The sequence below is a fragment of the Candidatus Omnitrophota bacterium genome, from assembly GCA_016209275.1.
In the GTDB taxonomy this organism is placed as follows: domain Bacteria; phylum Omnitrophota; class Gorgyraeia; order Aquiviventales; family Aquiviventaceae; genus JACQWM01.
The window spans coordinates 33,317-53,967 of sequence record JACQWM010000053.1; the positions used below are offsets into that span (position 1 = coordinate 33,317).

Consider the following 20,651-nt stretch of genomic DNA (forward strand, 5'->3'; position numbering starts at 1 on the left):
GAAAACCATCCATGAAAACATCAACCCCTCGGCAACGCGCGATCTCTGCGAGGGATCCTTTGGGCTTCAAACGATACATCCGGAACATTCCGGATTTTCCAAAACCCGGCATCTTATTTCGCGATATCACGACGCTGCTCCGCAACGGGCCGGCGTTCCACAAGGCGATTCATGCGCTGGCTCAGCGCCATCACGGAACCAAGCCGGATGCGGTGGTGGCGATTGAGTCGCGCGGCTTGATCGTAGGCTCGGCCCTCGCCTATGAGCTTGGAGTCGGCGTCATCCCCGTCAGAAAGAAGGGCAAGCTGCCCCATAAGACATTTCGCGCCAGCTACGAGCTGGAATACGGCACCGACACGCTGGAGATTCACCAGGATGGATTTTCGAGGGGCTCGCGCGTCCTCTTAGTGGATGACCTGCTGGCCACCGGCGGCACCATGGGGGCGACCATCGACCTCATTGAGCAATGCGGCGGAAACATTATCGAGCTCGCGTTCTTGATCGAGCTGACCGCGCTGGGCGGGCGCGAGCGCTTAGCACCCTATCCGGTGATTTCCTTGGTGCGGTATTAACACAGGAGGGACGCGCGATGGCGACACGACGGAAAACCGCAAAGCGGCCAGCCGCCCGGCGCAGCACGGCGCGCAAGCCGGCCGCGAAGCGCAAGTCGATGGGCAGCTGTTCCTGCTGCACGTGTTAACCAAAAGGCGATATCAGATATCGAGCATTCGCTCGATATCTGATATCGCTCTTGCTTGATGGCTGAAAAACTTGTCATTATCGGTTCCGGTCCGGCAGGCCACACGGCGGCGATCTACACCGCCCGCGCCGCCTTATCCCCGGTGATGTTTGAGGGCTTCTCGGCCGGCGGCATCCCCGGCGGCCAGCTCATGACCACGACCGAGGTCGAAAATTATCCAGGATTTCCCGACGGGGTTGATGGGCAGGAGCTCATGGCCCACATGCGCAAGCAGTCGCTGCGGTTTGGCACGCGCATCTTCACGGAAGACGCCACACGTGTTGATCTCTCCTCTCGGCCGTTTACCGTGGCCTCCTCCGCGCATGAGGTGAAGGCCGAATCGATCATCGTGGCGGCCGGGGCGACGGCAAAGCGGTTGAACCTGCCGGGTGAGGCGAGATTATGGAATCATGGCATGTCCGCCTGCGCGGTCTGCGACGGGGCGCTGCCGGTGTTCCGCAACAAGCCGCTCGTCGTGATCGGCGGCGGCGACTCGGCCTGCGAGGAATCGCACTTTTTGACGAAGTTCGCCTCGAGGGTGTACCTGGTGCATCGACGCGGCGAGTTGCGCGCCTCGAAGATCATGCAGGAACGGGTCTTGAAGGATCCGAAGATCGAGGTCATCTGGAACAGCGTGGTCGAGGATGTGCTGGGCAAGACCGCGGTCGAAGCGGTCCGGCTGCGCCACGCGCAAACGAATCAGACGCGCGAGCTGCCCTGCGGCGGCGTCTTTTACGCCATCGGCTTTACGCCGAATACGGCCATGCTTGCCGGCCAAGTCGAAACAGATAAGGACGGCTACATCATCACCAAACCGGGCTCAACGCAAACCTCGGTGCCCGGTGTCTTTGCCTGCGGCGATGTCCAAGATAAAAAATACCGCCAGGCGATTACCGCCGCCGGCTCCGGCTGCATGGCCGCCATCGACTGCGAACGCTTCCTCGCTGAATCGGATCAGGCAGTTTGAAGTGTTAGGAAAATCGTAAAAGTATCCATGGCTGAAGATCGTTCACAATTCCATGAGATCTGGGTGGAATCAGAAGACGGTCAAACAGGATTTCTCATGTATCTACGTTACGATCCGGGATCCAATGGCACAACCATGCCGCTGCTGGAGACTGACCAGAAGCCATCCCTGTAAAAAGACGACAACGGACATCTCGCTTATGAAGAGAGTCAAAAAAAGGAAACGAGGGCGGCCCATATTTTCCGATCCCAAGCTCAATAAGCGCGTGTTGGAATTGGAGCGTAATGCCCAAGATGGGGAGGATAAGAGTTGGGTGCACCAGCTGCAGTTGGCCTGGATACGGCATTATCAAGGTACAGGAAAGCGTTCCAAGCGAATCGCCGGCCGCCCCAAAGACCGCCAGTTTTTGCAACAGTATCGGTCGCTGCTGGATGCGTAAGACACGATTGGCGTGGTGGGGGAAATGGAGCCTCGTCGCGTGCGTGGCGGCCGGCGCGTGGATCGGATTGCGCGCCGCCGGATTCGATATCGGCACCTTCTCGCCGGAGCGGATTCGGACCTATATTCTTTCCTTCGGCATCTGGGCGCCGGCGATGTATCTGGCGGTCTACGGCCAGCCCCTGATTCCGCTGCCCGCCACGGTGGCGATGGGCCTGGCGGGTGCGGCGTTCGGCCATACGTGGGGAGCGTTCTACGCCATGGCCGGGGCGCTGCTGCGCGCCGTCAGCCAATTTTTTGTCGCCCGATGGCTGGGGCGCGACGCGGTCGAACATCTGCTGAGGGGGCATGTGGCCGCCGTCGATCAGCAACTCGGTGAGAACGGTTTCAAAGCGGTGTTCTTCATTCGCCTGATCCCCAATGTCCCGTTCGATTTCCAAAACTACGGCCTGGGATTTTCCAAAGTCCGCCCCATGCCGTATATGCTGGGCAGTGTTCTCGGCATCCTGCCGGGGTGCTTGGCGTATGTGTGGCTCGGGGAGTCGGTGATCAACCCGCGGCAGATCTGGAAATTGGCCCTCGTGCTGGTGGCGGTCACCAGCCTGTCGATGGCGGCCTCTGCGTGGCGGAAGCGGAAATCCGCCGCAGGAGCCGCGCCGTAGCCTCACGCGAGGGCTGATTGCATCGCTGGATAGAGTGTGGTAGGCTAGCGAACACCACAGGAGGACACCATGCATCGGAGCACGCGGTTGGGCGCTGGAGTGCTGGCGGCGTTGTTGATGGGCGGATGCTACGGCCCGTTTAATTTGACGCGGACCCTGTATCACTGGAACGGGAATCTTCAAGACAAGTGGGTGCGCGAGTTTGCCTTCATCGTGATGGTGTGGGCTCCGGTCTATGGGTTGGCGACGCTGGGCGACGCGGTAATTTTCAACTCGATCGAATTCTGGGGAGGGAAGAACCCTGTCGAGCCGCCGAAGGGAGCCAGCCTGCCCGCCACCAAGCACATTGTCCGCGGCGATGCCGAGGCCTGGTTGACGTACCGCAACACCGCGGAAGGCCGCGAGCTCCTCGTGGAGCAATTCCAGCGCGGCCGTCCGGCCGCAACACTCCGGGTGACTGAGCGCCATGGCATGACGGTTGGCGAGGATGCCGACGGCCACGTGCTCTTGACGGCCCAATCATTGGCTGATGGCCGGGTCGTCGTCAATAATGGGGAAGGGCAAACGGTGGCTTCCCATCCTGCGACCGAAGGGCCGCATCTCGCCTCCGTGCGCCGATAACGACGATATCAGATATCGAATTCGATATCTGATATCGCTCTGCGCATGTCGAGGATGAGTTACGCTCACACTGTGTCTTCAGACCTTCAAACCGCCACCGGCATTCCCAACGGCAAATTGGGCATGTGGCTGTTTCTCGCGTCTGAGGTGATGTTTTTCACCGGGCTCATCGCCGCGTACATCGTCCTGCGCATGAGCCATGCGCACTGGCCCGGGCCGGCAGGGCAGCTGAGTGTCGTCTGGGGGACGGTCAACACGCTCGTGCTGATTTGCAGCAGCACGACGGTAGTGCTGGCTCTCGCCGCGGCTCAGCGGGGTGCGATGGGCCCGCTGCGCCTGTGGCTGCTCGTGACGGTCGCCTTAGGCGCGGCGTTCCTGGGCATTAAGGGGCACGAGTACGCTGTCAAGTTCCACCACGGCATCGGGCCGTCGACGAACGTCTTCTGGTCGTGCTATTTTGCGCTGACCGGATTTCACGCGCTGCACGTGCTCGGGGGGATCGGGTTCAACCTGTATATCTTGGCCTTGACGCGCACGGAAGCGCTCTGGCAGGATGCGGGCCGCCGGCTGGAGTACGCCGGGCTCTACTGGCATTTCGTCGATATCGTCTGGATATTTCTGTTTCCACTGCTGTATCTGCTGTGAGCGATGCGCGATTCGCCTGAGTCCACCATCAGAACCTACTTGGCGATTTGGGGATGGTTGGCGGGATTGATGCTCATCGGGGTGCTCTTGTCTGAGCTGCGCATCCCGAAGCAAACGATTGTGCTGTTGGTGCTGCTGTTCTCGTCGATCAAGGCCACGCTGGTGGCCCTCTACTACATGCACCTCAAAATGGATCGGCGCCTGCTCACCCTCGTGCTGCTCGCTCCGCTGACGATTATCGCCCTTGCCCTCGGTGTTGTCTTCTCCAGCCGCCTCGTCCGCCTCTAAGAACGCAGAGCGATATCAGATATCGAATTCGATATCTGATATCGTCGTTAGATCGAGAGGCTTGGAACCGGAAGACGGATCTTGCGCAGCGCCTCGACAGGATCCATCGCCGGCAGCTTCGCCGGGTTGCCTTGCGGCAACCGGATCCGCTTGGCCAGTCCCAACCAGGACAGGAGACGGATCGTCGCGTACGTCATGTCGAACTCCCACCAGCGCAAGCCATGCGCGGCCGAATGCAGATACGCATGGTGGTTGTTATGCCAGCCCTCGCCGTACGACAGCAACGCGACCCACCAGTTGTTCGTGGAGCCCTCATTCGTGTCGAAGGTTTTGTAGCCCCACAGGTGCGAGGCGGAGTTCACCAGCCAGGTGGAATGCCAGACCACCGCGGTGCGGAGAAACACGCCCCAGATCACCCACGGCCATCCCCCCAGCGCTAGCAGGATGAGCCCGAGCAGCACCGTGTAGAGCACGTGGGTGCGTTCGATGAATTGGTGCACCCGATTGCGGGCCAGATCCGGCACATAGCGCTCATACTTGCTGGGATTGTCCAATACCTCATCGTATGGGAACAGCCACAGCATGTGCGCCCACCAGAACCCCTTATTCGGGCTGTGGGGGTCTTGCGGCCGGTCAGAAAACGCGTGGTGCACCCGGTGCGTCGCGACCCACTTCACCGGTCCCCCTTGAACCGACAAGGAGCCGATGACGGTGAGCGCATACTCGAGCCACCGCGGAACATGAAAGCTGCGGTGGGCCAGCAGCCGGTGGTAGCAGAGGGTGACGCCTAACCCGGTGAGCAGCTGGAGCCAGAAGAAGATCCAGAACCCTGTCCAGGTGAATGTCCAAGGTGCTAGCACCGCGCCCGCGTGGATCAGCACCACCCCGAACACAATCGACCACTTCATCTTCGCCATACGCTGTCCTCCTCAATCACATCCGACCGACGACTAATACCGCTCAATCTGCCGCAATAAACAATAGACAAGGCGATGGTGGATCAGGAGCATGGTCAGCCCCTGGCGCAGAGCGGCGAGGCAGTCCTCGGCCGAGACCGCGAGGGCCTCGGCGGATGCGTGCTCAGTGAAAAAGTTGAGAAAATAGGCGTCGATGGCTCGCTGCGGCCGCTGCGGCAGCGTCTTGACCGTGGTGTAGACCAGATCCTGGTGGTAGTCGTTGAGGAATTCGTAGGGCGCGCACCGCAGATAGCTATACGGTGTCAGATTGCGCTGGCGCGGATCCGCCGGCTGCTCCAATGTCCGGTAGGCCTCAAGGATCAACGGCCAAAAACGCTGCCGCAGCCACTGCGCGAGCGACGGGGCGACGGGGGTCTGGGCGAACTCCAGGACGCAGACGCGGAAGACGCTGTGCACGATCCGCGAGTAATCCTTGTCGGTGACCGCGCGATAATCGCCCCGGATACCGGCTTTGTGCTTCTGGTCCCGCGGCAGAAACCGGCACCCCTCAGTGGAGAGCAGATAGTCCCAGCAGGCGGTGCTCCAGGCGAACAGCGGCGCAAATTCCAGCACGAGTTCCTGGTAGTCCGGCCCCAGGGCCGCCTCGGGCTCCTGCTGCTGGCGCCGGAAAATGTGCGCCACCAGCGCTTCGACGTTGGCGAGCTTGCCGCGCTGCAGGGTCATGAGTTCGGGCTGCTCGAAGACCTGCGGCAGCGCGATGTCCAGGGCCGGCTCATCCTGGACATAGACCAGATTCCCGTCGGAGATTGGCTCAAGATTGAGGTCAAGCATCGCACGCCATTGTAGCATAGATGCCGTGGCGTTCCTATCGGGATCGTCCCTTGACAAGGCGGCGCACCACCAGCCATAGTCTAGACAGCAGGTTTCTGCGAAGAGGCGCTGCGCATGACCATGATGACCCATCAGCCCCGCATCCTCGTGGTGGAGGATGACCCAGATGTGGCTTCAATGCTCGCGATCCGGCTGGTCGCGGCGCGCTACGAGGCCCAAATTGTCCGCACCGGCGCGGTCGCGCTGGGCCGGCTCATGACCGAACGGCCGGATCTCGTGCTCCTGGACATTCAGCTGCCAGATATCAGCGGCTACACGGTCTGCGAAGAGCTGCGCCATCGGTATGAGCGGGGCACGCTGCCCGTCGTCATGTTCACCGTCTTGGATCGGCCGAGCGAGCAGCAGCGCGGGCTGGCGGCCGGGGCGGATGCGTACTTAAGCAAGCACGATAATATCGCCACCCTCCTGAAGACCATCGCCTTCCTCTTGTCCTCGCGGCCCGCCCCTGCCTGATTGGAGCTTGGCATTTAGCGGTTTTTTGCTAGACTCATCCTGATGGATTCCCCATCGGCTCGTCGCATCGCGTGGTGGCTGCCGCCCATCCTCCTCTCGCTGGCCACCGCCTGGGCCTATCACAACAGCCTGCACGGGCCTTTTATTCTCGACGACACGCGGTGGATCATCGACAACCCCCAGGTGCGCAGCCTCTGGCGCATCGCGGATCCTCACGTGGCGGCGCCACTCGCCAAAAGCGTCGCCGGCCGGCCGCTGCTGACCCTTTCGCTGGCGCTCAATTACGCCCTCGGCGGCACGAGCGTCGTGGGATATCACTTCGTCAATGTCCTCGCCCATCTCGCGGCTGGGCTGCTGCTGTTTGGGATCATCCGACGCACGCTCCGCAGCGCTGCGATCGCCCTGGCAGCCGCACTCCTATGGCTGCTCCATCCGCTGCAGACGAGCAGTGTCACCTACGTCATCCAGCGGGCCGAAGTCCTCATGGGTCTGTGTTACTTGGCGACGCTGTATGGCGTGATCCGAAGCGCGGCCTCGCCGCGCCCCAAGCGATGGTATGCCGTGTCCATCGCGGCCTGCGCGGCCGGCATGGCCGTGAAGGCCGTGATGGTGACCGCGCCGCTGATGATCTTGCTCTACGATGGTGTTTTTCTGTCAGGCTCGGTGCGCGAGGCCTGGCGTCGACGACGACCGGTGTATCTGGGTTTGGGCGCGACCTGGATCTGGCTTGCCGCGCTCGTTATTACCGCGCAACACGGGGTGACGACTCCGACGGTGGCTTCGGCCCAGCAAGCGAGCCCGTTCGCCTACGGCGCCACACAGCTTGGCGTCATCCTGCATTATCTTCGGCTGGCCATCTGGCCCGCCGGCCTCTGTATCGATTACGACTGGCCGATGGCCGCGACGGCTGCCGACATCATCCCGCCGCTGGCGATGGTCGCAGTCCTTCTGGCGGCGACCGTGTGGGCGCTCATGTATCATCCTCGGATGGGGTATCTCGGGGCCTGGTGGTTTGTGATCCTCGCCCCCACATCCAGTATCATTCCGCTGGCGGATCTGGTCTTTGAGCATCGCCTGTATCTGCCGCTAGCCGCGGTCGTGCTGCTCATCGTGCTCGGGGCGGATGCCATTATGCGTCGCATGATTCCTGTTGTTGGCGCGCGCCGAGCGCTGGCCGTGCTGCTGGTGGGAAGTGCTGCCCTCGGGTTGGGGATCGCGACCCTCCATCGCAATGCGGTCTATCAGACCGAAGAGTCCATCTGGCGCGACGCCGTCGCCAAACAGCCCCGCAACGGCCGCGCGCACAATAACGTAGGCATTGCCCTCGGGAAGCAGGGCCGCTACGATGAGGCGGCGGAGCATTTTCTGATCGCCCTCTCGCGCGACCCCGCTAATACGCAGCTCTACAACAACCTGGGCATTGTGCGGTCGCGCCAAGGCCGGAGTGATGAAGCGATCCGTTGGTATCAGAAAGCGCTGCAGCAGGACCCGGATGATCCGAGCGTTCGCAATAATCTCGCGGTCCTGCTCGCCAAGCAGGGGAGATTTGACGACGCTCTCGCGCAGTATCGCGCAGCGCTGCGCGTCAATCCGGATGATGTGGAGGCTCGCAAGAATTATGACGAGCTGACCCGCTGGCTGGCAGCGCAGAGGCCCTCAGGCCCAACGACGCCATGAGCGCTCAGGTGATCCTGATCCTGCTCGCAGGCCTTGCGGCGTATGCGAACAGTTGTTCCGTGCCGTTTCTCTTCGATGATTTCAGCTCCATCGTCCACAATCCGCACCTGGCCCATCCGTGGTCGCCGGCGTTGTGGCTGACCGGGGGGCGGCCGATGACCGCGCTGTCATTCGCCATCAACTATGCCCTCGGAGGTTTTCAGGTGTGGGGGTATCATGCGGTCAATCTCGCCTTGCATCTTGCGGCTGCCCTCACCCTCTATGGCGTGATCCGGCGAACGTTGCAGACATCGCTGCTGCGCCCTCGATGGAAGCAGGAAGCCGCAGGCACCGCCTTCGCCGTGTCGCTGTTGTGGACCGTGCATCCGTTGCAGACCGAAAGCGTCACGTATATCGTTCAGCGGGGCGAATCGCTCATGGGCTTCTTCTACCTGGCGACCCTCTACGCGTTCATTCGGGGTGCAGCGACCCGTCGTTCGGCGTGGCGCAACATTTCGGTCATCGCCTGCGCGTTGGGGATGCTCTCCAAACCGGTGATGATGACCGCCCCCGTGGCCGTGTGGCTCTATGACGCATTGTTGCTCTCACCCGGCTGGCTGGCGGCGTTGCGCCAGCGTCGAGGCTACTACCTCAGCCTCGCGGCCACATGGCTGCTCGGTCTTTTCTGCCTCTGGTTGGCGAGAGAGCAAGAGCTCGCCCGGCCTCATTCACAACTCGGCTCCATGCCGCTGGCGGCCACCCCGTTGGCGTATGCCGCGACACAACCCGGCGTCATTCTCCAGTATCTTCGGCTTGCCGTCTGGCCGCACCCGTTGGTGCTCGATTACCTCTGGCCGCTCGCGACCACGACGGCAGCCATCGTGTGGCCCAGCGCGGCGATCGGCATCTTCGTGATGGTGACAATCGTGGCGTTGATCCAGCGTCGGCCGATCGGGATGCTCGGCGCGTGGATCATCCTCACCCTGGCTCCCAGCTCCAGCGTCATCCCCATCAGAGATCTCGCGGCGGAGCACCGGATGTATCTGCCGCTGGCCGCGGTGATTGCCTTCGCGGTGTTCACGGCATGGTGGCTCATCGGCCGGACTGTCAAGGGGCCGGCCGAACAACGCCGGCTCGCCATCGGTCTCGTGATCGGCATCGCGGCGATCTTCACCGGCCTGACCATGCGGCGCAATGCGGATTATCGCAGCGAGTTGAGCATGTGGCAGGACATCATCGCGAAGCGGCCCCAGAATTTCCGAGCCCAGAACACGCTTGGCTCAGAGCTGCTACATCTTGGCCGGCGCGCAGAGGCGGTGAGCCATTTTGAGGCGGCGATTCGGCTGAAGCCCGACTATGTCGAGGCCTACTATAATCTCGGCTTAGCCCGGATGCTGCTCGGGCAGGCGGAGGCGGCCAAGGCGGCATTCCATCGCGCGCTTGAGCTGAAACCGGATTTGCCTGATGCGTATCATAATCTGGGTGTCGCACTGGCTGGCGAGGGTGATTTGGCTGGGGCAGAGGCCAATTACCGCGAAGCGCTGCGGTTGTTACAACAGGAGAAAGAAGCGCCCCCGGTGGCTGGTGTACGCTGGGTGTCTCGCGGGGACGAGCTGATGACGCATCTCGCCCTCGGCGCCGTCCTGGCTCGGCAGGGTCGATTCGAGGAAGCCGCGGCCGAGCTGCAAGCCGTGGTGCGGATCGCGCCCAATGACCCGAATGCCCACTACAATCTCGGCAACGTGTATGTTGAGCAGGGGCGGCTGGAGGACGCCATCGCCGAGTACCGCGCGACTCTTCGCCTCGATCCGCAGCATCCCCAGGCGAAAGCGAACCTTGACCTCGCCCTCGCCCGCGTGCCATGATGAACTGCGTCGATGTCTTTTAACACGCTAGAATTCGCCGTCTTTTTTATCGTGGTGTACGGGCTGTACTGTGGCTTAGGCCACCGGTGGCAAAACCTCATGCTGCTCGTGGCCAGTTATGTTTTTTACGGCGCCTGGGATTGGCGATTTCTCGGCTTGCTCTTGATTTCAACCGTCTTGGATTTTTTCTGTGGCCTGGGCATCCATGGAGCCCACTCGGCGCGGATCAAGCGCATGGTGTTGGGTCTGAGCGTGGCTGGGAACCTCGCCATCCTGGGGTTCTTCAAGTATTTCAATTTCTTCGCGGGGTCATTCGAGAGCCTCCTCGCATCCGTCGGATGGACGGTGCATCCTCACACGCTGCAGATCATCTTACCGGTTGGCATTTCGTTCTATACGTTCCAGACGATGAGTTACACCATCGACGTCTACCGGGGTCAGCTTCAGCCCACGCGCCGATTTCTTGATTTTGCGCTGTTCGTGACGTTCTTTCCACAGCTCGTCGCCGGTCCCATTGAGCGGGCGAAAAACCTCCTCCCGCAGGTGCTTGCGCCGCGCACGCTGAGTCTGGAACGTTTTGAGGAAGGGTGTTTCCTCATCCTGTGGGGCTATCTGCAGAAGGTTCTGGTGGCCGACTCGCTGGCCCAATTCGTCGATCCGGTGTTCACCGCGGGCTCGCCTGCGAGCGGACCGGTCGTGCTCATCGCCGCGTACGCGTTCGCCTTTCAGATTTACTGCGATTTCGCGGGGTATTCGAACATCGCCCGCGGGCTCGGCAAATGCATGGGCTTCGAGTTGATGGCGAATTTCAATTTGCCGTATCTCGCCACCAATCCGAGGGAGTTCTGGAACCGGTGGCACATCAGCCTCTCGACATGGCTGAGGGACTATCTCTACATCCCGCTGGGAGGCGGCCGTGGGCACGCGCTGACGATATTCAGAAACCTGGCGGTGACCATGCTCCTCGGCGGATTATGGCACGGCGCTTCGTGGACCTTTGTGGTCTGGGGGGCGTATCATGGCGGCCTGCTGATTGCGCACCGGCTGGTAGAACCCGCCAGGCAAGCACTCTCAACCGACAAGAGGTCGTTTCCTGGCATGGTGTGGCAGGTGGTGAACATGGTGGTGTTCTTCCATTTGGTCTGCATCGGGTGGGTGATCTTCCGGGCGCCGTCAATCAGCGCGGCTTGGGAGTTGCTCACTCGAATGGCATTGCAGGTGAACGCGCGGGATCTCTGGCAGGCTATGATGGCGCAGCGCTGGTTGGGGTGGCTCGCGCTCTTTGCTGTGGTGGAGTACAGCCAGTTCAGGCGCGGGGACCGTCCGGCGATCCTGGCACGGCATCCACTGCTCCGAACAGCCGGCTATATGCTCGTCTTCTATGTGACCATGTTCTTCGGCGCGACCGCGGGGAAGCCGTTCATCTATTTTCAATTTTAACCGGGGCAGGAGAAGTCCATTTCCGAAGAGCGCACGTCGTTAACGCCAGAGCACATCGCGTTTATCCAGGCCAACTGGAAGACGGCCAGCTGCCGCCAAATCGCGAAGCACCTCAACGTGCCGCGCTCCGACGTGGCGGAGGCCATCCAGGCTTTGCAGCGCGTCCAGCGCGCTCGATGGCGCGGGGCGAGCGGCTCGCAACTGGCCATCACGCTCTTCTTGAGCCTGACGGTCGTGCCGGCACTCATCGGGAAACTCGTGATTCCGCTGGAGTGGTACGCCTTTCGATGCTGGGAAGTGATGGTGGATCAGCGGCCCGCTGGGGCCAGACCGGGATGGTGGTATCCCAACCAGGTGCTGCAGAAGCTGGAGCACGACGATTTGGTGCCACGCACGCGGTATTCGAAGCCGCGGAATGTGGTGTGGTACACGGATGCGTACGGCTACCGGAATCGTCCGCGGCCGGGGAACGAGCCCATCGACATCGTGGTGATCGGTGATTCAGAAATCGTCGGCTCATCGATGACGCAGGACGACATCCTTTCAGAGGTGTTGGAGCGCATGACCGGCCGCCCGGTGTACGCATATGCCCCGGCGTACTTCGGCAAATTCGTGGAGGATCCGCGGTTTCAACAGCGCCCGCCAAAGGTCGTCGTGTTTTCCTTCATGGAACGGTCCGTGGCTTGGCGGTTGGTACCCCTCGGCGTCCCATATCCTGGTCGCGTGCGGGTTGGCGGCCCACCGAACCCGTACAGGCTACTTCCGGCACGCGCGCAGATCGCGTGGGACAAGATTCGGAAGAAACCGTTTCTCGTTTCGCATCTGATCCGTCGAATCACCGGGCGTCATCCTCTAGGGCTCTCGGTGATCAAGAGCAACCAGTCTGATATGTTTTTCTTCCGCGATGATCTTGCGGCGATCGGCTACCACCAGCAGCATCCAGAGGACATCGACAGGACCGTGCGGGTGATTCGCCAGTATCATCACGCCATGGCGATGCGGGGCGTACAGTTTCTCTTCGTGGGAAATCCGAGCAAGGAGATCGTCTATTGGGATTTGGTCCCGCCGGAATATCGGCGAGGCCTTCGCCCCCCGGATTTTTTCACGCAGCTGCTCCCCAAACTGGAAGCGGCTGGCGTGCCCACACTGGATTTGCGCCAGGTGTATCGCGAGGCTGGCGTGCCTCAGGGCGAACTCGTCTTTCACCTGGGGAATACACATTGGAATCCGCACGGCGTGCGCCTGGCGGCGAAGGCGATTGCGGAACGTCTTACCCCCTGGCTGGAATAGGACAGCCCCGGTGAGTGAGCGTCACCGACGCGATCGCCGCATCCGCCGATCCTGCCGCGCGGCTACGCCAGCGTCACTTCTCCGAGCAGGAGCGTGACCGTTTTCAGCAGCTCCATCGGCTCAAACGGCTTGGTCATGTAGGCATCGGCCCCGAAGGCATAGCCGCGCAATTGGTCGATGGGCTTATCCATGGCTGTCAACATCAGAATCGGCACTTCCCACGGATGGCACAGCTTCCGCAGCTGCTTGCACACTTCATACCCGGTGATATCGGGCAGCCGCAAATCCAAAATCACCAGGTCTGGCCGATGCTCCGCCACATAGCTCAGCGCCGGCTTGCCGGCGTGCTCGGCATGGACCTCGAACCCGGAAGATTCCAAGTGCCATTTCACCAAGCTCGCGAGCGACGTTTCATCCTCCACAATCAAAATCTGTTTGCGATGGGCCATCATCACCGATGCGCCTCCTTCCCTTGAGAGAGCTTCGCCTCCACACTGCTCAAGAGCTCCTCCATGCTGACAGGCTTCGCCAGAAAGAAATTTCCCCCGATATAGCCGCCGGTGTCTCGCGCCTCCTCTTTCGAGACGACGGCGGTCAGAAAGACGATCGGGATGGCGTTCAGCGTGGCATGTTCCCGGAGCTGCGCGCCGATTGCCGCGCCATCCGCATCGGGCATGATGATATCCAGCAGGATCAGGTCCGGGTGAAACGCCTCGGCCTCGGCGAGCGCCCGCGCTCCCTCGTTGACCTCTCGGACCTCATACCGGCCCGCTTGCTCCAGGTTCAACCGGAGCAGCCGCGTGAAACTTGGTTCGTCATCGATGATCAGGATCCGTTCTTTGCCCATCGGCCATCACCTCCTTCGTCATGATCGGCTTTCAGCACAATCGTTGCGCGCGCCCCGCCTTCCGGCCGGTTCTTCACCGTGATCATTCCGCCGTGCAACCGGATGATCGTTTTGGTCACCGCCAGGCCCAGCCCGGTGCCCTTGCCGGTGGGCTTCGTCGTGAAAAAAGGATCGAAGAGCTTCAGCAGGTGGACATCGGGGATCCCCACCCCCGTGTCATCGACTTCGACCATGACTACGGCATCTCCCGCGGCAAACACGCCGGTGTCGCGATGCCCCACACCGTCGGAGGCCTCGGGCAACGTTGTCTGATACGTGCGGATGGACAGCGTGCCTCCCTCAGGCATCGCATCGATGCTATTCATGAAGAGGTTGACGAAGACTTGCTCGAGTTTGGTCTGATCGCGCCTCACCATCGGCAGGCGCGGCTCAAAAGAGGTCGCCACGCGGACATGCTGCTTGTCCAGCGCATGCCGGACCAGGAGCAGGGCCTGTTCAATAGTGGCATTGAGGTCGCCGGCCTCCAGGTTTACCTCAGTCGGCGCGGAGAAATCCAGCAATCCTTTAATGACCCGATCCGCCCGCCAGGCGGCTTGGTTCAAATCCTGCAGGACGACGCCGACATGCGGCCCGTTGCCCTGCACGTGTCGTGAGAGATAGTCGATGCCCATCACCATAATCGCGAGCGGATTTTTCACCTCATGCGCCACGCCGGCGGCCAGGCGGCCGACGGATTCGAACTTCGCCGCTTGAATCAATCGCAACTGGGCTTCTTGCAGCTCCTGGTTCGCTCGCCGATACTTGGCCAGCGTTTGCAATAATTCCTCCTGCTGCTCCTTGAGCAATGTGTTGGTTTGCTCCAGCTGGATGGCCGCGCGCTTGCGTTCCGTGATATCGCGGATAATGGCGGTGACGAATCGTCCTTCCTGGGTCATCCAGCTCGCCAGGGATAATTCCAGCGGAAATTCCATCCCATTCTTTCGTTGGCCGGCCAGCTCGATGGTTCTCCCCATGACCCGGGCTTCCCCCGTCTTCAGAAACCGGTTGAAGCCTTGTTGATGCGCCTCATGGAATCGCTGCGGCATCAGCAGGGTCAGCGGCTGGCCCAGCGCCTCCTGCGGCGCATACCCAAACATCGCTTCAGCGCCCTTGTTCCATGCGATCATGTTCCCCGCGTGATCGGCAGAAATGATGGCATCTTGCGCGGATTCCACGACCGCCCGCAACCGTTCTTCGCTGGTGCGCAGCGCATGCTGGATGAGCTTGCGTTCGGTGATATCGAGGAGGACGTAGACCGTTCCGGCCCGAGTCCCCCGCGGATCCATGATGGTGGCGGCCGAGACGCTCACGTCGACTGGTTCCCCAGGCTTGGTTCGGCAGACCATCTCGCGATCCCGAATGATGGCTTGCTCGGTGAGATGCGCCATGGGCATGGCGCGTTCAAGCGACGTTTCAAACAGCCTGGTAATCGGCTGGCCGATGAGTTCAGCAGGCGAGTAGCCCAGCAGTTCACTGACGGCGCGATTGGCGACGCGGACGTCGCCCTCCATATCGACGACGAGGACGCCTCCGTTCATCGTCTCCAAAATTTGGCTCGTTGCAAACTGCGGTGTCAGATCGACGAGCCGGTACCGCCAAATCGCCCGCGCGACCAGGCCGAGGAAGATCAGCACTGGCACATACCCGAACGGGTAGGCTGGGAGCCCAAATTTGGCCAGATAATCCCAGGTGCCGAGATAGAGAATGCCGAACGCGCCCAAAAATGTCCGGCTGCGTTGCCACCGCGCCGTGCCTGGTCGCGCCTGGCGGTATTCCACCCAATACAACCGCAGGCTCATGACGAGCATGCCGAAGAAAAAGGTCAAGTAGGAGACGCTGAGCCATCCATACCGCGGGTAATAGCCCCACCGGTACTGATAGAGCCCGCCAATCAGGGCATCGGTGCTGACGATGGCTGAGGCAAACGACACCGCGAGGAACCAACCGAGCCAAAGGATCACCCGGTTTTCTCGATACATCCCCAACGAGACGGCGGCAAAATGGCTGACGGCGACCGGGATGAGCGGAATGGTGAGATACGCAGTTTTCGCCCACCACAAGGCCATGTCGACATCAGCCGCGCCATACATGTGGGAAAACGCGAAGAGCCACCAGCCGATCGTCGCGCTCATCAGCAGAAACAGCAGGCTGACGACGGAGGCGCGTTCGCGAATGACGACCGCCAACGCCAACCCGAAGGCGGCGAACGCGGTCAGGCTTGTGGCAGCAGCCAGAGGTTGATCCATAGTGTCAGCCAACAAAAGACCCTTCACCTCAATGAAGCGAAGGGCATCGCCGACGCTGTCTTCGGCAACCCAGCTGCCCTGTCGCTTCTTGAAGTGCGGGCCTATGGTTTTGCGTCCCCGGTTTTCGCGGGGTTTGCTCGTTCGGACAGGTCGTGCACGATAACTACATGTTCTATATCATATTTTTTGCCTTCGTTTCAAGGTATACTCTAGATTTATGCCCACAGCATACTGTTCAGCGTTTTCGGTAGACCATCCCCGGTTGGTCATTGGCCTGACCGCTGTGATCACGCTGCTCTTCGGCGCGCAGTTTTCGAAGATCACCGTCGACACGGACCCCAAGCACATGCTCCCCGCGACCTCACCGGTGCGGCAGTACAACGACCAGGTCGAGCGGGAGTTTGTCCTGCATCCGGATGTCATCGTGCTGGGCATCGTCACCCCACCACCTGCAGCAGCGCCAGGCGTGATCAATCCGCGCACGCTCAAGACGGTCGCGGAGCTGACCCGCGCTATTCAGCGGATTCCTGGGGTCATCTCGCGTGACGTGGACAGCCTGACCAGCGTGGACAACGTGACTTCAGTGAATGGCGAGCTCGTCGTCAAACCCGCCGTGGGAGACATTCCGCAATCTGAGCGAGAGCTGCTCCAACTTCGGGAGTCATTGCTTGGCAATCCCCTGTTAGTCAACCGTCTGATATCGGCTGATGCCACCGCTACGGCGATCTTCATCCCCATTGAACCCACGGCGAATGGCAAGGTGGTGGCGGACAAGATCCGCGCCCTGCTTCCGAAAGCGCCAGACGGTGAGCAGTTTTACCTTGCCGGCGATCCGGTGGCCCGCGACACCTTCGGCGCCGAGATGTTTCGGCAGATGGCCCTCTTTTCGCCGATCGCCGGGATGGTCATGTGCGTGGCCCTCTGGCTGATGTTCCGCAGCGGGACGGTGATTTTGGCGAACATGAGTGTGGCGATGATCAGCATCATCTGGAGCCTGGGCGGCTTGATCGGGTTAGGGTATCCCGTGCACATCATGAGCTCCATGAGCCCGGTCTTTCTGATGGCGATCGCCACGGATGCGGTCCACATCTTTAACGAGTTTGCTTTTCAAGTTCGAGAGATCAAGGACAAGCGCCGAGCCGTCTTGGAAACGATGGCGGTGGTCGGGGGGCCGGTGTTCTACTCCGATGTCACGACGGCGGTGGGCTTCGCCGCGCTGGCTAGCGGCGCCATTATTCCAGTCAAGATCTTCGGCCTCGTCGTGGGCTTCGGCACCATGGTCATTCTGCTCATGAGCTACACCCTCGTACCGGCGCTCCTCATGCTGATGTCGAATGAACGCATGACGAAGATGACGCGGCCACAGACGGCAACGAGCCGTTCGTCGTTTCAGTGGCTATCACGCCTGGGCGAGTTCTGCGTGCGCAGGACGAAGGCGATTCTCTTGGCAGGCCTGGGATTGTTCGTCGTGGCCGCAATCGGTCTGGCGCGCATTCATGTCAACAACAACATGGTGCACTGGTTCAAGTTCCACAGCGTCGTGAGGACGGCCGACCGGGTGCTGAATGAGCGCTTAGGAGGCACGTCAACCGCCTATCTGGTCGTGCAAGCACGCACAGAGGGAGCGATGGGAGAGCCGGCGATGCTGCGCCAGATTGAGGGCCTCCAACGGGAGCTGGAGCGCGATCCCTTGGTTGGCAACACCCTCTCCGTCGCCGATTACCTCAAGCGGGTCAATCGAGTGCTGCACGATGACGATGCGGCCTTCGAGCGCATCGCGGCGTCCGCCCGCGAGGCCGGCCAATACCTGTTCCTCTTGCAGTCCGCCGCCAAACCGCGCCACCTTGATAACGTCGTCGATTTCTCGCTCCAGCAGGCGAACATCCTCCTCCAACTGAAAAGCTGGGATGCCGGGGTGATGGAACAGGTGATGGCTCGCACACAGGCGTACCTGGCTCAGCATCCCCTCCCTGATGAGGCCATCGTGAAACCCGCCGGCATCGCCTACTTCAACATGGTCTGGAACCATGAAGTGCTCTGGGGGATGCTCATGAGCTTCCTCTGGGGGCTCGCACTGGTCTTTATCCTCTTGATGATTGAAACCCGGTCGTTCTTCTGGGGGATCGTGAGCTTCCTGCCGCTGTTATTCACGATCGCCGTGATCTACGGGGTCGTCGGGTTCATCGGCAAGGATTTCGACATGCCGGTGGCGGTCCTCTCCACGCTCTCCCTCGGCATGGCCATTGATTTCGCGATCCACTTTGTCGGCCGCTTCCAGCAACGGTACCGGGAGCAGCCGGATCTTTCGGCGGCGCTCGTCTGGACCGTGACTCGACCGGGGAAGGGCATTTTTCTCAATGCGATCCTGTTTGCGCTGGGGTTTGCCGTGATGGCCTTCGCGGACCTCACCCCGTACATCACCGTGGGCGTCTTCATGGCGGCGATCATGGTTCTCTCTTCGGTCATGAGCGTCATCTACCTGCCGGCGTTGATCCAGCTGTTGAAGCGCGTGTTGCTCAAAGGGGGTGGGATGAAACCTGTCACGTCGATGCTGCTGGTGCTGTTGCTGTCTGCTGGCGTGTGGAGGCCTCGCGCGGCTCAGGCCGCCGAACCCCCTAGCGGTCGCTCCATCATGGAGCAGACGCTCCTCGCCTACTACTACTCAGGCAAGGATGCCAAGGAAGAGGTGCTCATGCGGATCGTGAACCGCCAGGGTCAGGCACGGAAACGCCGCCTGACGCTGTTGCGCAGGGATCAGACCGACGGGGGCGAGCAGTCCTATTACCTTTACTTTCATGAGCCCGCCGATGTGGAGGGGATGAGCTTCCTCGTCGAAAAGCACCCAGGGCGGGATGATGACCGCTGGCTCTATCTGCCGGCTATTGATTTGGTCAAACGGATCGCCACGTCTGACAAGCGCACCAGCTTCGCCGGCTCCGATTTCACCTACGAGGATGTGTCCGGCCGGGATCTTGACGAGGATGCGCATGAGGTCGTGGGCGAGGAAGCGCTCGGCGAGCATGCCGCGTTCGTGGTCAAGAGCACGCCAAAACGTCCAGAGGGGGTGGAGTTTAGCTACCGCAAATTTTGGATCGACAAGGCCACGCACCTGCCGCTGAAGGTGGAGCATTACGATCTTCAGGGCGCGCTGTACAAGGTCTACGAGACGCAGGAGATCCAGACGATCCAAGGCACGCCCACGATCACGAAGGCGGTGATGAAGGATCTGGGAAACGCGCGGTTCACGGAGATGGCGCTGCACGCGGTGTCCTACGACATGGGACTCTCAGCCGATGTCTTTCAAGAACGCAGCCTGCGCAGGCCGCCGGCGCAGTGGATCCGCTAGGAGGTCCATCGTCGTCGGCGCTGGCCTCGCCGCTGTTGGGCTCTGGCTGTTCCCAGCACGCGTGCGGGCCGGCGGACAGCTCCCAGATCTCCACGGGTTTGTCGAAGCGGTCTATGGCCCGAAGTTCCTCGGGGATGAGCGCACGCAGAAGGACGAGTTCAACGTCTTGGAGCAGCGCTTTCAATTAAAAGCCGCCTGGCGGCCGCCCCGCTCAGCACCGTTGGCCTCGTGGAACCCTGAAGTTTTCTACAAAGGGGATCTGGTCGTTGATGAGTACGACGAAGCCCTCCGCTACAAGATCCGTGAGGCGCATGTCTCGGCCAGCCCCTTGGCTTGGCTGGATGTCAAGCTGGGCCGGCAGATTCTCACCTGGGGAACCGGCGATCTGCTCTTCATCAACGATGTCTTTCCGAAAGATTTTGTCTCCTTCTTTATCGGCAGGGATGATGAATATCTCAAGATGCCTTCTGATGCGGCGAAGCTCTCTTTCTTTAGTCCCTGGGCTTCGCTCGATCTGATCCTCATCCCCTTCTTTACGCCTGACACCCCCATCACCGGCAACGGCTTAAGCTTCTTTGACAGCCTCCTTGGCCGTCTGGCCGGGAAGGAGTCGAATCGCCTGTTAACGGAGCCATCGTTCCAGCCGAAGAACACCGAGATCGCCGGTCGGGTCAGCCGAATCATTGGCGGCTATGAAGTCGCCGGGTATGCGTTCCGAGGATTCTTCAAGCAAGCCATGGGCATCAAGAACCAGGATGCCCGGGAGCTGTTCTATCCGGAGCTTGCGGTCTACGGGGCGAGCCTCCGGGGCCCTGTTCCAGCGATTGGCGGCATCACCTATGGCGAGATCGGCTACGACGACTCGCTGGAGGATCGCAGCGGCAAGAACCGCCTGATTGAAAATGCCTTGATGAAATACCTCGCAGGCTATGAGCGCGATTTTCCAAACGATCTTCGCATTGGGCTCCAATATTACGTCGAGCAGATGCTGGACTTCGATCAGTTCACGGCCGGCTTCCTGCCCGGGGATGTGCCGCGTGATCAGTTCCGAGAACTTGTGACGTGTCGGATCACCAAGCTGTTCTGGATGCAGACGCTTGAGGCCTCTTTCTTCGTCTTGTACTCACCGACCGACGAGGACGCGCACCTGCGCCCCCGGCTGACGTGGCAGGTCAATGATCAGTGGAAGGCCACCATCGGGGCCAACGTCTTCTTCGGCACGCATGACTGGACCGAGTTCGGGCAGCTTGAAGATAACGATAATCTGTATGTGAGAGTGCGGTACAGTTTCTGACGCCAAT

Annotated in this window: 18 protein-coding genes and 1 riboswitch; of the genes, 13 read left to right on the plus strand and 5 right to left on the minus strand. The window is 61.0% G+C overall.

Annotation, left to right across the window (positions count from 1 at the left end; all coding sequences use genetic code 11):
- Positions 1–11 precede the first annotated feature (11 nt).
- From HY737_07440 to HY737_07465, 6 genes are all read left to right on the plus strand, one after another.
- Complete coding sequence (locus HY737_07440; protein ID MBI4598213.1) at positions 12–572, plus strand: adenine phosphoribosyltransferase; 561 nt, start codon at positions 12–14, stop codon at positions 570–572.
- A 186-nt stretch (positions 573–758) separates the two neighbouring features.
- On the plus strand, positions 759–1,706 hold the full coding sequence (gene trxB, locus HY737_07445; protein ID MBI4598214.1) for a thioredoxin-disulfide reductase: 948 nt from the start codon (positions 759–761) through the stop codon (positions 1,704–1,706).
- A gap of 431 nt (positions 1,707–2,137) precedes the next feature.
- Complete coding sequence (locus HY737_07450; GenBank protein ID MBI4598215.1) at positions 2,138–2,806, plus strand: TVP38/TMEM64 family protein; 669 nt, start codon at positions 2,138–2,140, stop codon at positions 2,804–2,806.
- A 69-nt stretch (positions 2,807–2,875) separates the two neighbouring features.
- Complete coding sequence (locus HY737_07455) at positions 2,876–3,427, plus strand: DUF3332 family protein (protein MBI4598216.1); 552 nt, start codon at positions 2,876–2,878, stop codon at positions 3,425–3,427.
- 54 nt (positions 3,428–3,481) lie between these two features.
- Positions 3,482–4,072, plus strand: coding sequence for a cytochrome c oxidase subunit 3 (locus HY737_07460; GenBank protein ID MBI4598217.1), 591 nt, complete (start codon positions 3,482–3,484; stop codon positions 4,070–4,072).
- A 3-nt stretch (positions 4,073–4,075) separates the two neighbouring features.
- Positions 4,076–4,360 (plus strand): cytochrome C oxidase subunit IV family protein, encoded by a 285-nt coding sequence (locus HY737_07465; GenBank protein MBI4598218.1) that lies wholly within the window; start codon positions 4,076–4,078, stop codon positions 4,358–4,360.
- A 47-nt stretch (positions 4,361–4,407) separates the two neighbouring features.
- Here HY737_07465 and HY737_07470 read toward each other — a convergent pair whose 3' ends face one another.
- The gene (locus HY737_07470) at positions 4,408–5,244 is read right to left on the minus strand and encodes a fatty acid desaturase (GenBank protein ID MBI4598219.1); all 837 of its coding nucleotides are present in this window, start codon (positions 5,242–5,244) and stop codon (positions 4,408–4,410) included.
- 66 nt (positions 5,245–5,310) lie between these two features.
- A complete protein-coding gene (locus tag HY737_07475) occupies positions 5,311–6,108 on the minus strand; it encodes a hypothetical protein (GenBank protein ID MBI4598220.1) in 798 nt (265 codons plus the stop codon).
- A 114-nt stretch (positions 6,109–6,222) separates the two neighbouring features.
- On the opposite strand from HY737_07475, the gene HY737_07480 reads away from it, so the two are divergent.
- From HY737_07480 to HY737_07500, 5 genes are all read left to right on the plus strand, one after another.
- Entirely contained in the window at positions 6,223–6,621 is a 399-nt protein-coding gene (locus HY737_07480; protein ID MBI4598221.1) for a response regulator, read from the plus strand.
- Positions 6,622–6,663: 42 nt separating this feature from the next.
- Entirely contained in the window at positions 6,664–8,298 is a 1,635-nt protein-coding gene (locus HY737_07485) for a tetratricopeptide repeat protein (GenBank protein MBI4598222.1), read from the plus strand.
- A complete protein-coding gene (locus tag HY737_07490) occupies positions 8,295–10,142 on the plus strand; it encodes a tetratricopeptide repeat protein (protein MBI4598223.1) in 1,848 nt (615 codons plus the stop codon). The genes HY737_07485 and HY737_07490 overlap by 4 nt, the downstream gene beginning before the upstream one ends.
- A 12-nt stretch (positions 10,143–10,154) precedes the next feature.
- Entirely contained in the window at positions 10,155–11,582 is a 1,428-nt protein-coding gene (locus tag HY737_07495; protein ID MBI4598224.1) for an MBOAT family protein, read from the plus strand.
- Positions 11,583–11,699: 117 nt separating this feature from the next.
- Positions 11,700–12,872 (plus strand): hypothetical protein, encoded by a 1,173-nt coding sequence (locus HY737_07500; GenBank protein MBI4598225.1) that lies wholly within the window; start codon positions 11,700–11,702, stop codon positions 12,870–12,872.
- 62 nt (positions 12,873–12,934) lie between these two features.
- Here the strand turns inward: HY737_07500 and HY737_07505 are convergent, their stop codons facing one another.
- From HY737_07505 to HY737_07515, 3 genes are read right to left on the minus strand one after another with little or no spacing between them, the layout of a single operon-like run.
- Positions 12,935–13,324, minus strand: coding sequence for a response regulator (locus HY737_07505; protein MBI4598226.1), 390 nt, complete (start codon positions 13,322–13,324; stop codon positions 12,935–12,937).
- The gene (locus HY737_07510; GenBank protein ID MBI4598227.1) at positions 13,324–13,719 is read right to left on the minus strand and encodes a response regulator; all 396 of its coding nucleotides are present in this window, start codon (positions 13,717–13,719) and stop codon (positions 13,324–13,326) included. The genes HY737_07505 and HY737_07510 overlap by 1 nt, the downstream gene beginning before the upstream one ends.
- Positions 13,698–16,004 (minus strand): PAS domain S-box protein, encoded by a 2,307-nt coding sequence (locus HY737_07515; GenBank protein MBI4598228.1) that lies wholly within the window; start codon positions 16,002–16,004, stop codon positions 13,698–13,700. The genes HY737_07510 and HY737_07515 overlap by 22 nt, the downstream gene beginning before the upstream one ends.
- Positions 16,005–16,064: 60 nt before the next feature.
- Positions 16,065–16,152, minus strand: a riboswitch (cyclic di-GMP riboswitch).
- Between the two features lie 135 nt (positions 16,153–16,287).
- On the opposite strand from HY737_07515, the gene HY737_07520 reads away from it, so the two are divergent.
- Both HY737_07520 and HY737_07525 read left to right on the plus strand, forming a co-directional pair.
- The gene (locus tag HY737_07520; protein ID MBI4598229.1) at positions 16,288–19,350 is read left to right on the plus strand and encodes an outer membrane lipoprotein-sorting protein; all 3,063 of its coding nucleotides are present in this window, start codon (positions 16,288–16,290) and stop codon (positions 19,348–19,350) included.
- Complete coding sequence (locus HY737_07525; protein ID MBI4598230.1) at positions 19,298–20,644, plus strand: hypothetical protein; 1,347 nt, start codon at positions 19,298–19,300, stop codon at positions 20,642–20,644. Before HY737_07520 ends, HY737_07525 begins: the two co-directional genes overlap by 53 nt.
- Positions 20,645–20,651 lie beyond the last annotated feature (7 nt).